We start from the raw sequence: 11,483 nt of genomic DNA on the forward strand, positions 1-11,483 counted from the left end.
ATCGCGGCCTTTGTAACTGATGCAAGTTGGAGCGCCCCGCGTGGAGCAGCAGCAAGATAAACGGTTCGTCATTCTCGATACCGAAACCACGGGTATGCCGGTCAGCGAAGGCCACCGGATCATCGAGATCGGCTGTGTCGAGGTGCTCGGTCGGCGCCTGACCGGGCGGCACTTCCACGTCTACCTGCAGCCGGACCGCGAGAGTGACGAGGGCGCTATCAACGTCCACGGCATTACCGACACCTTCCTGGTCGGCAAGCCACGGTTTGGCGATGTAGCCGAGGAATTCTTCGAATTCATCCAGGGCGCCACGCTGGTCATCCATAACGCGGCGTTTGACGTTGGCTTCATCAACAACGAATTCGCCTTGTTGGGCCAGCAGCATCGCGCTGACATTTCGCAGCATTGCACCATTCTCGACACCCTGTTGCTGGCGCGCTCGCGCCACCCAGGGCAGCGCAACAGCCTGGATGCGCTGTGCAAACGCTACGACATCGACAACTCGGGCCGTGAGCTGCACGGCGCATTGCTCGACTCGGAACTGCTGGCTGACGTCTACCTGGCGATGACCGGTGGCCAGACCAGTCTGTCGCTGGCGGGCCATGGCGCAGACGCCGAGGGTGATGGGCAGGGCGCTGGCGGCAGCGAGATCCGCCGGATTGTCGGGCGTACGCCGGGGCGGGTGATCATGGCCAATGCCGAAGAACTGGAGGCGCATGCCGAGCGGCTGGCTGCCGTTGCCAAGTCGGCGGGCGGGCCCTCCATGTGGCAGGCCCTTACCGAGGCAGCGGCTGGCTGATTTTTAGCCTGTACCGCCCTCTTCGCGGGTGAACCCGCGCCCACAGGTACTGCGCAAGGCTTGAGTGCAGTGGGGTTCCCTGTAGGAGCGGGCGTGCCCGCGAAGAGGCCGGCCCTGAGAACACAGGTTCAACTACCCTGAAATGGATGCCATGTCCTTCGGAGGTAGCCACCTGATGTACAAGGACCTCAAGTTCCCGATCCTCATCGTCCACCGCGCCATCAAGGCGGACAGCGTTGCCGGCGAGCGCGTGCGGGGCATCGCCGAGGAGCTGCGCCAGGATGGCTTCGCCATTCTCGCCGCCGCCGACCATGCCGAAGCCCGCCTGGTTGCCGCCACCCACCACGGCCTGGCCTGCATGCTGATCGCTGCCGAAGGCGTTGGCGAGAACACCCACCTGCTGCAGAACATGGCCGAGCTGATCCGCCTGGCCCGCCTGCGCGCACCCAGCCTGCCGATTTTCGCCCTGGGTGAACAGGTAACCCTGGAAAACGCCCCGGCCGAGGCTATGAGCGAGCTTAACCAGCTTCGAGGAATCCTCTACCTGTTCGAGGATACCGTGCCGTTTCTCGCCCGCCAGGTGGCGCGCGCCGCACACACCTACCTCGACGGCCTGCTGCCGCCGTTCTTCAAGGCCTTGGTGCAGCACACTGCGCAATCCAACTATTCCTGGCACACCCCGGGCCATGGCGGCGGCGTGGCCTACCATAAAAGCCCGGTGGGCCAGGCTTTTCACCAGTTCTTCGGGGAAAATACCCTGCGCTCGGACCTGTCTGTTTCCGTGCCGGAACTCGGCTCGTTGCTCGACCACACCGGGCCGCTGGCAGAAGCCGAAGCCAGGGCGGCGCGCAACTTCGGCGCTGACCATACCTTCTTCGTCATCAACGGTACTTCCACCGCCAACAAGATTGTCTGGCACGCCATGGTCGGTCGCGACGACCTGGTGCTGGTGGACCGCAACTGCCACAAGTCGGTAGTGCACGCGATCATCATGACCGGCGCCATTCCGCTGTACCTGTGCCCGGAGCGCAACGAACTGGGCATCATCGGCCCGATCCCGCTCAGTGAATTCAGCCCCGAGGCAATCGCGGCGAAGATACTGGCCAACCCCCTTGCCCGCGATCGTGGGCAGCGAATCAAGCTGGCGGTAGTGACCAACTCCACCTATGACGGCCTGTGCTACCACGCCGGTATGATCAAGCAGAGCCTGGGTGCCAGTGTCGAGGTGCTGCATTTCGACGAGGCCTGGTTCGCCTATGCGGCGTTTCATGACTTCTTCACCGGGCGCTATGCCATGGGCACTGCCTGCACGGCAGACAGCCCGCTGGTGTTCAGTACCCATTCCACCCACAAACTGCTGGCCGCCTTCAGCCAGGCCTCGATGATCCATGTGCAGGACGGGGCCAGGCGTCAGCTGGACCGTGACCGCTTCAACGAAGCGTTCATGATGCATATCTCGACCTCGCCGCAGTACAGCATTCTCGCCTCGCTGGACGTGGCCTCGACCATGATGGAAGGGCCGGCCGGGCATTCGCTGCTGCAAGAGATGTTCGACGAGGCGCTGAGTTTTCGTCGTGCCCTGGCCAACCTGCGCGAGCACATTGCTGCGGAGGACTGGTGGTTCAGTATCTGGCAGCCGCCGCGCACCGAAGGTACCCAGCGCCTGGCCGCGCAAGACTGGTTGCTGCAACCGGGGGCGGAGTGGCATGGCTTTGGCGAGGTGGTGGACGACTATGTGCTGCTCGACCCGCTCAAGGTGACCTTGGTGATGCCGGGCCTGAGCGCGGGGGGGGTGCTGGGCGAGCATGGCATCCCGGCGGCGGTGGTCAGCAAGTTTCTCTGGGAGCGGGGGCTGGTGGTGGAGAAAACCGGCCTGTACAGCTTCCTGGTGCTGTTCTCCATGGGCATTACCAAAGGCAAGTGGAGCACTTTGCTTACGGAGTTGCTGGAGTTCAAGCGCCACTATGATGGCAATACAGCCCTGAGCAGTTGCCTGCCGAGTGTGGTGGCAGCCGATGCTTTACGCTACCAGAGGATGGGGCTGCGCGACCTGTGTGAGCAATTGCATGGCTGCTACCGCGCCAATGCCACGGCCAAGCAACTCAAGCGGCTGTTCACGCGCTTGCCGGAGGTGGCTGTGAGCCCGGCCCGGGCCTATGACCAGATGGTGCGTGGCGAGGTGGAGGCGGTGCCGATCGAGGCGCTGCTGGGGCGTGTGGCAGCGGTGATGCTGGTGCCGTATCCGCCTGGTATTCCATTGATCATGCCGGGCGAGCGGTTCACCGAGGCGACCCGCTCGATACTCGATTACCTGGCCTTTGCCCGGGCATTCAACCAGGGCTTCCCCGGTTTTGTCGCCGATGTGCATGGCCTGCAGAACGAGAGCGGCCGTTACACCGTGGACTGCATCACGGAATGCGAATGATCTCGACGCCGCTGCGCGCCAGTTCGAAACGGTTTTCACCGAGGTGGTTGACCTTGTCGCCGATGGCCAGGCGGTAGGTGGTGATGGGGGCGCCCAGCGTGCTGCCGTCAAGTTGCAGGGTTGATTCCTGGAACTCGTGCACGGGGTAGATACGGCCTTCGGCGTCACGGGCGTGGAATTGGCCGACCATTACTGCTGCCATTTGGGTGGAAACCTCTGAATTACGTAGAAAATGTCTGAAGGCATAGACCGTGGAACAGCCTCGGAAGTTTTCACCCTGCGGAAAAAAAACCAAAGCGCCGAGGAACGGTCATCTATAACTACAACGTCCCTTTACCCAGCAAAGGTTGGAAATTGCCATGAGCCAGGTGTATTCGGTAGCGGTTGTCGTGGGTAGCTTGCGCAAGGAGTCGTACAACCGCAAGGTCGCCCGCGCACTTTCGGAGCTGGCGCCGTCCAGCCTTGCTCTGAAGATCGTCGAGATTGGCGATTTGCCGTTGTACAACGAGGACGTCGAGGCCGAAGCGCCGCCGGAGGCGTGGAAGCGGTTTCGCGAGGAGATCCGTCGCAGTGATGCGGTGTTGTTCGTCACGCCAGAATACAACCGATCAGTGCCGGGCTGCCTGAAAAATGCCATCGATGTGGGCTCGCGGCCGTACGGGCAAAGTGCCTGGAGTGGCAAGCCGACGGCGGTGGTGAGTGTATCGCCCGGGGCCATTGGCGGCTTTGGCGCCAACCATGCCGTGCGCCAGTCGCTGGTGTTTCTGGACATGCCGTGCATGCAGATGCCCGAAGCCTACATTGGCGGTGCCGCAAGCCTGTTCGACGATTCGGGCAAGCTCAACGACAAGACCCGGCCGTTCTTGCAGGCGTTTGTCGACAAGTTTGCTTCGTGGGTGAAGCTGAACAGGGCGGTTTGACGCGGTCTTTGCAGGAGCAGTGCGCTGCGAAGAGGCCGGCACAGACGCATACTGATGCGTGATCTGTACCGGCCCTTTCGCAGCACAAGGCTGCTCCTGCAGAAACAGTGCGCCGCATGTTCTAGCGGAAGCTGTAGGAAACGCCGGCATAAACGCCAAACCCTTCGCCCGGCGTAGAGCGGGCGTTGTCCTTGCCGGCATCGTTGTAGGTGGGTGTCACCGTGGCCGCATAGCGCTTGTTGGTCAGGTTGCGCAGGTCCAGCCAGGTCTGCCAGTCGTGTTTGGGTGAATTCCAGCCCAGGCGCGCGCCGAGCAAGGCATATTCATCGGCGTGGTAGCTGTTGGCATAGTCCACCTGCACCTTCGACGCCATTTGTGTGTTGACCCCGGCATAGAAGCCACTCGGCCAGTCATAGCGCAGTTCGGCCTGGTAGTAGTGCATGGGGATGCCGGGCAGGCGGTTGTCGCCAAACTTGTCGTCATCACGGTAGTGGAAGTCGCTGAACGTATAGGCCTGGCGCAAGCTCAGCTTGCCGGTGCCGGCGCTTTCCCACAGGGTGCTGTCGAGGCCGGCCTCCACGCCCTGGTGCATGGTAGCGCTGGCGTTGAACTCCGAGGTGAAGTTAGGCACCACCTCCACGGCCAGCAGTTCGTGACTCACTTGCGAGTAGTACCAGGCAAGGTCCCAGCGGCCAAGCGCCGAGTCGCCACGCGCGCCCAGCTCCAGGGTAGTGGCAGTCTGGTTCTGCATCTCGATCGGCTGGATCTGTTTGCCGCCTGTGCTGGGCGCGCTCCAGATCAGCGACCACGGGTGTGGCGGTTCTACCGAGCGGCTGAGGTTGCCGTACACCTGCAGGTCCGGGCGGATGTCGTAGCGCAGCCCCAGGCGCGGTGCGTAGTCCCAGTCATGCATGCTCACCTTGCCACCTTCGGCCGGGTAGGTTACGGCACTTTCGCGGCGGGTGTATATCATCGCAAGACCCGTGGTCAGCCACAGGTCCGGGACCAGTTCCAGGTCGTTGCCGACATGCAGCACGGTGTCCGAGCCCTGGTAGGTGAAGTCACGGGTGCGCGCGCCGAATACATCGCCATCGCGGGTAAATTGTGAAGCGCCACTGTTGGGCAGGTGCTTGGTGGTGCGCCAGCCGATGGTGGTCTTGCTTTCGTGACCAAGCAGCGTGTCGCGGCGGAAATAGTTCAGCGTGCCGCTGACATCGGTATAGGCCACCTTCAGGCGCATCGGACCTTCACGCAGGTCCATGGGGTAGTCGTGATAGACCAGGCCGGCTTCCAGGCGCGCATCGTCGTCGAGGTAGAAGGTGGTCTTGTTGCCCACCCAGGTGCTGCCTGGTTGCGGGCGGCTGTCGTCGCGGGCCAGGTAAGCCGGGTTGGCCGCACGCGGGTGGTGCTTGATCTGGTCTTTGGTCAGGCGCCCGGCCAGTTCGTTTTCGGTCTCCCGGTAGCGCAGGTAGAAGCGGGTTTCCAGGTTCGGGTTGAAGCGGTAGCCGACATTGGCAGCAAAGCCCTTGGCACTGCCGCTGCTGTGCGCCTGATACCCGTCATATTCCGAGTCGGTCAGGGCCACGTAGTAGTCGAGATTGCCCAGCACTTGCCCCGAGCTGATGTGCCGGTGCTGGTAACCGCGGCTGCCGACCTCGTAGCGCACCTGCAGCGGTGCGGCGTCGTAGCCGGTGTGGGTGACGTAGTTGATCGCGCCGCCCAGCGCCAGGGCACCCTGGTCGAAACCATTGGCGCCCCGCAGCACTTCGGCACGGCTCAGCCATAGCGGCTCGAACAACTCGTAGGGTGTACCGCCCGGGCCAGTCAGTGGCAGGCCGTCGAACATCGTGTACACCCCGGAGCCATGGGCCCCCGGCGCGCGGTTGATGCCCGAGCCGCGGATCGACAGTTTGATGCCATCGTTGCCCGCCGATTGAGCGAATACGCCGGGCTGGTAGGCCAGCACGTCCTGGTTGCTGGCCACTCGGCCTTGCCCCACGCTTTGCATGTCCACCAGGTTGCTGGCGCCTGGCACCTCCCGCAGGCGTTCGCTGGCAGCTGTCAGGTCGTTCTGCTCCTCATCGGTGATCAGCACCTGGCCCAATTCGACCGAGGATGCTGCCAGGGCGGGCTGGGCGGCAACAAAGGCAGCCAGCAGGCCAAGGCAGGACGATGGGGAAAAAACGGAACGCATTGTACGACTCCAGGCGAAAGACGAATGGACAACGGCGTTGAGACGAGCGAAATGCCGCTTGGAGCACGAAGAAACTCAGCAAATCTTGCACTGCTTTCGTCAGACGCTTTTGTACGAAAGTTCTTTACAAGCCGCACCGGTGGAGCGAGGCGGCATGGGCTTCGTAAGGTGGTTGCAGACCGGCAGCGATGCCTCGCTCAATCACCCGTGGAGTACCCGCATGACTGACAACGCACTACACCCACAGCAACCCCCGGCGCACGCCCCGGTTCGCCTGACTCCACGTGAACGGCAAGTGCTGTTGTGGTGTGCCTACGGCAAGAGCTCGTGGGAGATCGGCCGGATCCTTGAATGCAAGGAGTCGACGGTGAACTTCCACGTGTCCAACATCCTGCGCAAGTTCGATGTGCCTACCCGGGTGGCGGCAGTGATCAAGGCCATTCGCTACGGCATGCTGGCCGAGCAATGAGGGGGTGAGGTATGAGCAACGACCCTCGGTTACCGCGTTATGCCGACAGCCATGACCCGTTCTGGCCACGGGTGGACCTTGGCAGGCTGCGTGAGCGCCTGAACCTGACATGGCCCGTCAGTGAGGCCGCCCTGGAAGTCGCCGCACGTTGTGCCGCCATTGATGCAGCGCGGGAATTTGCGCGCTGGCGCGCGGTGTTGCGAGAGCGGGGCTACAAGCGCCTGGAGGATGTGGCCGGGCATGACCAAGGGCGTGCTTTGCGGGTGTGCTACGTCCGCTTTGTCGAGGCCGCAGTCATGTACAGCCTGGGCGCGAGCTCATGTTTGACCAATGTGCGTCGGAGGGCTGCTCATGCCTGAGGCATCTGTTATCGACCGCTTGGCCCTGGGGCTGATTGAACTGCTGAGCGTGGATGGCAGTGTGTTGTTTGCCGCGCTGCTGGGGGCTTTGCTGGTGGGCGCGGCGCGCGACCGCTTGATCACCAGTGCGACCAGTCGCCTGACGCTGGGCAAGAAGTTGTTGCTGGTGTTCGTGACCGTGGGTGTGGGGCACCTGTTCGAGCCGCTGGTTTCGTCATTGGCGCCCTTGTTGACCCGTGGCATGGCGGCATTCGTTGCTGCCGTGGTGGTGATCCCCATCAGCCTCAAGGTCATGGTCTGGCTGGATACGCTCGATCCGCGCGAACTCATGCAGCGCTGGCGGCGCCGAGGTTAGCCGCTGGCGGCTTTGGGCAAGTGACTGGTCAGTTCGCTCAATTGCTGTTCCAACTGCTGGATGCGTTGCTTGTCCTTGATCAGCAGCAGGATGGCCTGGCGATCACCTGGCGCCAACGTGCGCAGCCGGTCGAGCATGTCGAACTCCCAGCCTCCCTCACTTTGGCATACCGGGCGTTGGTCCCCTTCGCCCAACAGCAACCAGTCCAGTGAGCACGCATGCTGTCTGGCTAGATCTATGCAAAGTGAGTATGGGACGCTGTCGCGAACTTTCCAGCTGCTCAGCGTCTGCGGGCTGACCGACAACGCACGAGACAGCTCGGCATCAGTCTGGGCGCCAGTAAGAAGCTTAAGGCGCGTGAGCACCTCAGCAAGTACGTGAGTACTCATAACAAATATCCATGACTGGTTTAATGATATTCCATGGGCTTAAACTACTCGTTATGAATACAGCCCTGCGTTTTAAGGAGCACTTCTGCAATGAGAACCATCAAATTGAAGAATACACCCACAGTTGCAGCCAATACTGACACACAGGTTGGCCTGGGCAATGCTAGCAGGTACTTGCCGTGAGTACTTACAAGCTGGTTTGCCCGCATTGCCATAGCCGGATGCGCATACGCACTAGCGAAGGGCGCCATATTTTCTTGCGTATCGCTTATTTGCAATGCACCACTGAAGCGTGCGGCTGGTCAGTACGCGCCGAATTCGAAATGACCCATGAACTATCCCCCAGCGGGATGCCCAATCCGGAAGTGTACCTGCCTTCGGCCAATGGCGATTTGCGCAAGGCCGCTCTGCCTGGGGCAGGCCAGGCCAGCCCGGGTGAGTGAGGCTTCATAGGGGGCAGGCAAATAAATGCGCCGATAAAAAAACACCCCGCATAGGCGGGGTGTTTTGTATTGCCGAGGCGATCAGCCGATCAGTTGCAGGCCGGCTTGCTGAACCAGTTCCAGCAGCGGCTGCGGGTAGACGCCGAGCACGAAGGCAACAATGGCGATGGCCAGCAGCATGACGCCACCGGTGCGCTGTTCCCACTTCAGCGGGGCGTCGTGGCGACGCAGGTTAGGCTCGACCAGGTACAGGGTGACCATGACGCGCAGGTAGTAGTAAACGCCGATGGCGCTACCGATCACCAGGGCACCGACCAGCCACCACAGGTGCGACTCGACGCCGGTGGCGATGATGTAGAACTTGCCGATGAAGCCAGCGGTCAGCGGGATACCCGCCAGCGACAGCATCATCACGGTCAGTACCGCGGTCAGGTACGGACGGCGCCAGAACAGGCCGCGGTACTCGTACAGGGCATCGGCGTCACGCCCGCCATAAGGCGAGGACATCAGGGTAATGACACCGAAGGCACCCAGGCTGGTGATCACGTAGGTGACCAGGTACACGCCCATGGCTTCCAGGGCCAGGCCCTTGCTGGCAACCAGGGCAATGACCAGGTAGCCGAAGTGGGCGATGGACGAGTAACCCAGCAGGCGCTTGAGGTTGCTCTGGGTCAGCGCCAGAAGGTTACCGACCAGGATCGAGGCCACGGCAATCACCGCCAGTACGGTGCTCAGCACGCCGCTGCTGGCAGCAGGGGAGAGCATGAACAGGCGCACGACAACGGCGAATACTGCAACCTTGCTGGCGGTTGCCAGGAACGCGGCGACCGGCGCCGGGGCGCCTTCGTATACGTCCGGGGTCCACAGGTGGAACGGTACCAGCGACAGCTTGAAGGCCAGGCCGACCAGCATCATGCCCAGGCCCAGCTGGGCCACCAGGCTTGGCATGCTGGTGGTTGCCAGGGCTTTGCCGATCTGGTCGAAGCTCAGGCTACCGGCATCCGCGTACAGCAGGGCCATGCCGAACAGCAGGAAAGCCGAGCCGGCGGCCGACAGCACCATGTACTTGATGCCGGCTTCCAGTGATCGCTTGTTGAAGAAGGCGTATGCCACCAGGCCGTAGACCGGTACCGACAGCAGCTCCAGGCCGATGAACAGCCCGGCCAGGTGGTTGGCGCTGACCAGCACCAGGCCACCGAGGGCCGACATCAGCAGCAGCAGGTACAGTTCTTCACGGTTGCCCGGGAAGCCCTTGGAGCCTTCGCCGAGGTAGGCGTGGGCCAATGTCACGCACGCCAGCGTCGCCACCAGGATGATCGCCATGTACAGGCAGGCGAACTTGTCGATGGTGATCAACGGGGTGACCGCCAGCGGCGCTACTTTCAGCGCCGGCAGGATCGACAGCAGGGCCAGGTTCAGGCCCACGGTGGACAGCAGGAAGGTCTGCGAGTGGTTGCGCTTCCAGGCGATCGCCAGCATCACCACCACCGTGGTGATGGTGGTGATCAGCATCGGCGCCAATGCGATGAAGTGTTGAGTGGTGAATTCCATAGCGCTCTTACCGGGCCGAAGCGAGTTGAGTGAAAGCGGAACCGAGCCACTGCTGCACACCACTCATGGTGGCGGCAGAGGTGTCGAGGAACGGCTGCGGGTATACGCCCAGCAGGATCAGCAGTACCGCCAGGCCCAGCACCATGATCAGTTCGCGACCGTCCATGCCGGCCAGCACGGTATCGGCCTTGGCCGGGCCGAAGTAGGCGCGGTGGATCATGATCAGCGAGTAGACCGAACCGAATACCAGGCCGGTGGTGGCGATCACGGTGATCCATGGTACGTGCGCGAAGCTGCCGATCAGGATCAGGAACTCGCCGACGAAGTTGCCGGTACCCGGCAGCCCCAGGGATGCTGCGGCGAAGAACAGGCTGATCGCCGGCAGGTAGGCGATGCGGTGCCACAGGCCGCCCATCTGACGCATGTCACGGGTGTGCAGGCGCTCGTACAGCTGGCCGGACAGGATGAACAGTGCCGCAGCCGACAGGCCGTGGGCCAGCATCTGGATCACCGCGCCCTGCAGGGCCTGCTGGCTGCCGGAGTAGATACCGATCAGCACGAAGCCCATGTGCGAGACGCTGGAGAAGGCGATCAGGCGCTTGATGTCGGTTTGCGCAAAGGCCAGGAAGGCACCGTAGAAGATACCGATCAGGCCCAGGGTCATGGCGATGGGCGCGAACTCGGCCGAGGCGTTCGGGAACAGCGGCAAGGCGAAGCGCAGCAGGCCGTAGGCCGCGGTCTTCAACAAGATACCGGCCAGGTCGACGGAGCCTGCGGTCGGTGCCTGGGCGTGCGCATCAGGCAGCCAGGAGTGGAACGGTACCACCGGCAGCTTCACCGCAAAGGCGATGAAGAAGCCCAGCATCAGCACGTACTCGACACCGGCTGGCAGCTCGGCCTTGAGCAGGTCGCTGTAGTTGAAGGTGAGCACGCCGGTGGTGTTGTAGTTGACCAGCACCAGGCCAAGGATCGCCACCAGCATGATCAGGCCGCTGGCCTGGGTGAAGATGAAGAACTTGGTCGCCGCGTAGATCCGGGTCTTCTTGCCGTCTGCCGAGCTGTGACCCCAGAGCGCGATAAGGAAGTACATCGGCACCAGCATCATTTCCCAGAAGAAGAAGAACAGGAACAGGTCCAGGGCCAGGAACACACCGACCACGCCGCCGAGGATCCACATCAGGTTGAGGTGGAAGAAGCCGACGTGGCGCTGGATCTCTTTCCAGGAGCACAGTACCGACAGCACACCGAGCAGGCCGGTGAGCAGGATCATCAGCAGCGACAGGCCGTCGAGGGCCAGGTGGATGCTGATGCCGAACCGCTGGATCCACTGGAGTTTGTATTCCAGGGCCCAGGCAGGCTCGGCGCCCGGAGCGGGGGCGAGGGTGTAGTCGCCGGTCGCCCACAGCCACAGGCCGATGCCGAGCAGCAGGGACATGGTCAGCAGCGCGATCCAGCGCGGCAAGGTGGCGCCGAAGCGCTCACCCAGCCAGCACAGGAAGCCGCCGATGAAGGGGATCAGGATCAGCCAAGGCAAAATCATGACGGGTTGGTTTCCTTTGGCAAAGTCGCAAGATTCATT

At 62.5% G+C, this 11,483-nt stretch carries 12 protein-coding genes; 7 read left to right on the forward strand and 5 right to left on the reverse strand.

The window, feature by feature from the left end; genetic code table 11:
* The first annotated feature begins 40 nt into the window (after positions 1-40).
* On the forward strand, positions 41-799 hold the full coding sequence (gene dnaQ, locus PP4_RS08240) for a DNA polymerase III subunit epsilon (protein WP_016498737.1): 759 nt from the start codon (positions 41-43) through the stop codon (positions 797-799).
* 175 nt (positions 800-974) lie between these two features.
* Entirely contained in the window at positions 975-3,224 is a 2,250-nt protein-coding gene (locus PP4_RS08245) for an Orn/Lys/Arg family decarboxylase (RefSeq protein WP_016498738.1), read from the forward strand.
* Here the strand turns inward: PP4_RS08245 and PP4_RS08250 are convergent.
* Positions 3,208-3,426 carry a hypothetical protein gene (locus PP4_RS08250; RefSeq protein WP_016488235.1) on the reverse strand — a complete coding sequence of 73 codons (219 nt, stop codon included), beginning with the start codon at positions 3,424-3,426 and terminating at the stop codon, positions 3,208-3,210. The genes PP4_RS08245 and PP4_RS08250 overlap by 17 nt on opposite strands.
* A 157-nt stretch (positions 3,427-3,583) precedes the next feature.
* Here PP4_RS08250 and chrR point away from each other — a divergent pair, with 157 nt between their 5' ends.
* Positions 3,584-4,144, forward strand: a complete 561-nt coding sequence (gene chrR, locus PP4_RS08255) for a class I chromate reductase ChrR (protein WP_016498740.1) — start codon at positions 3,584-3,586, stop codon at positions 4,142-4,144.
* Positions 4,145-4,265: 121 nt separating this feature from the next.
* On the opposite strand, the gene PP4_RS08260 is transcribed toward chrR, so the two are convergent.
* Complete coding sequence (locus PP4_RS08260) at positions 4,266-6,338, reverse strand: TonB-dependent receptor family protein (RefSeq protein ID WP_016498741.1); 2,073 nt, start codon at positions 6,336-6,338, stop codon at positions 4,266-4,268.
* 220 nt (positions 6,339-6,558) lie between these two features.
* Here PP4_RS08260 and PP4_RS08265 point away from each other — a divergent pair, with 220 nt between their 5' ends.
* From PP4_RS08265 to PP4_RS08275, 3 genes are read left to right on the forward strand one after another with little or no spacing between them, the layout of a single operon-like run.
* Positions 6,559-6,807 (forward strand): helix-turn-helix domain-containing protein, encoded by a 249-nt coding sequence (locus PP4_RS08265; RefSeq protein WP_041167982.1) that lies wholly within the window; start codon positions 6,559-6,561, stop codon positions 6,805-6,807.
* 11 nt (positions 6,808-6,818) lie between these two features.
* The gene (locus PP4_RS08270) at positions 6,819-7,166 is read left to right on the forward strand and encodes a head completion/stabilization protein (protein WP_016498743.1); all 348 of its coding nucleotides are present in this window, start codon (positions 6,819-6,821) and stop codon (positions 7,164-7,166) included.
* On the forward strand, positions 7,159-7,521 hold the full coding sequence (locus tag PP4_RS08275) for a hypothetical protein (RefSeq protein ID WP_016498744.1): 363 nt from the start codon (positions 7,159-7,161) through the stop codon (positions 7,519-7,521). Before PP4_RS08270 ends, PP4_RS08275 begins: the two co-directional genes overlap by 8 nt.
* On the opposite strand, the gene PP4_RS08280 is transcribed toward PP4_RS08275, so the two are convergent.
* On the reverse strand, positions 7,518-7,910 hold the full coding sequence (locus PP4_RS08280) for a helix-turn-helix domain-containing protein (protein ID WP_016498745.1): 393 nt from the start codon (positions 7,908-7,910) through the stop codon (positions 7,518-7,520). The two genes, PP4_RS08275 and PP4_RS08280, sit on opposite strands and share 4 nt — an antisense overlap.
* A gap of 179 nt (positions 7,911-8,089) precedes the next feature.
* On the opposite strand from PP4_RS08280, the gene PP4_RS08285 reads away from it, so the two are divergent.
* Positions 8,090-8,353, forward strand: coding sequence for an ogr/Delta-like zinc finger family protein (locus tag PP4_RS08285; protein WP_016498746.1), 264 nt, complete (start codon positions 8,090-8,092; stop codon positions 8,351-8,353).
* A gap of 81 nt (positions 8,354-8,434) precedes the next feature.
* On the opposite strand, the gene nuoN is transcribed toward PP4_RS08285, so the two are convergent.
* Together nuoN and nuoM are read right to left on the reverse strand one after the other, a co-directional pair.
* Entirely contained in the window at positions 8,435-9,904 is a 1,470-nt protein-coding gene (gene nuoN / locus PP4_RS08290) for an NADH-quinone oxidoreductase subunit NuoN (protein ID WP_016498747.1), read from the reverse strand.
* 7 nt (positions 9,905-9,911) lie between these two features.
* Positions 9,912-11,444: an NADH-quinone oxidoreductase subunit M gene (nuoM, locus tag PP4_RS08295; RefSeq protein WP_016498748.1), complete on the reverse strand. Its 1,533-nt coding sequence runs from the start codon at positions 11,442-11,444 to the stop codon at positions 9,912-9,914.
* Positions 11,445-11,483: the final 39 nt, after the last annotated feature.

Origin of the sequence: Pseudomonas putida NBRC 14164 (genome assembly GCF_000412675.1) — a bacterium.
In the GTDB taxonomy this organism is placed as follows: Bacteria; Pseudomonadota; Gammaproteobacteria; order Pseudomonadales; family Pseudomonadaceae; genus Aquipseudomonas; species Aquipseudomonas putida.

Coding starts and splice junctions, on each gene's coding strand:
- PP4_RS08245 (WP_016498738.1), top strand. CDS start 975: ATGTACAAGGACCTCAAGTTCCCGATCCTCATCGTCCACCGCGCCATC.
- PP4_RS08250 (WP_016488235.1), bottom strand. CDS start 3,426: ATGGCAGCAGTAATGGTCGGCCAATTCCACGCCCGTGACGCCGAAGGC.
- chrR (WP_016498740.1), top strand. CDS start 3,584: ATGAGCCAGGTGTATTCGGTAGCGGTTGTCGTGGGTAGCTTGCGCAAG.
- PP4_RS08260 (WP_016498741.1), bottom strand. CDS start 6,338: ATGCGTTCCGTTTTTTCCCCATCGTCCTGCCTTGGCCTGCTGGCTGCC.
- PP4_RS08265 (WP_041167982.1), top strand. CDS start 6,559: ATGACTGACAACGCACTACACCCACAGCAACCCCCGGCGCACGCCCCG.
- PP4_RS08270 (WP_016498743.1), top strand. CDS start 6,819: ATGAGCAACGACCCTCGGTTACCGCGTTATGCCGACAGCCATGACCCG.
- PP4_RS08275 (WP_016498744.1), top strand. CDS start 7,159: ATGCCTGAGGCATCTGTTATCGACCGCTTGGCCCTGGGGCTGATTGAA.
- PP4_RS08280 (WP_016498745.1), bottom strand. CDS start 7,910: ATGAGTACTCACGTACTTGCTGAGGTGCTCACGCGCCTTAAGCTTCTT.
- nuoN (WP_016498747.1), bottom strand. CDS start 9,904: ATGGAATTCACCACTCAACACTTCATCGCATTGGCGCCGATGCTGATC.
- nuoM (WP_016498748.1), bottom strand. CDS start 11,444: ATGATTTTGCCTTGGCTGATCCTGATCCCCTTCATCGGCGGCTTCCTG.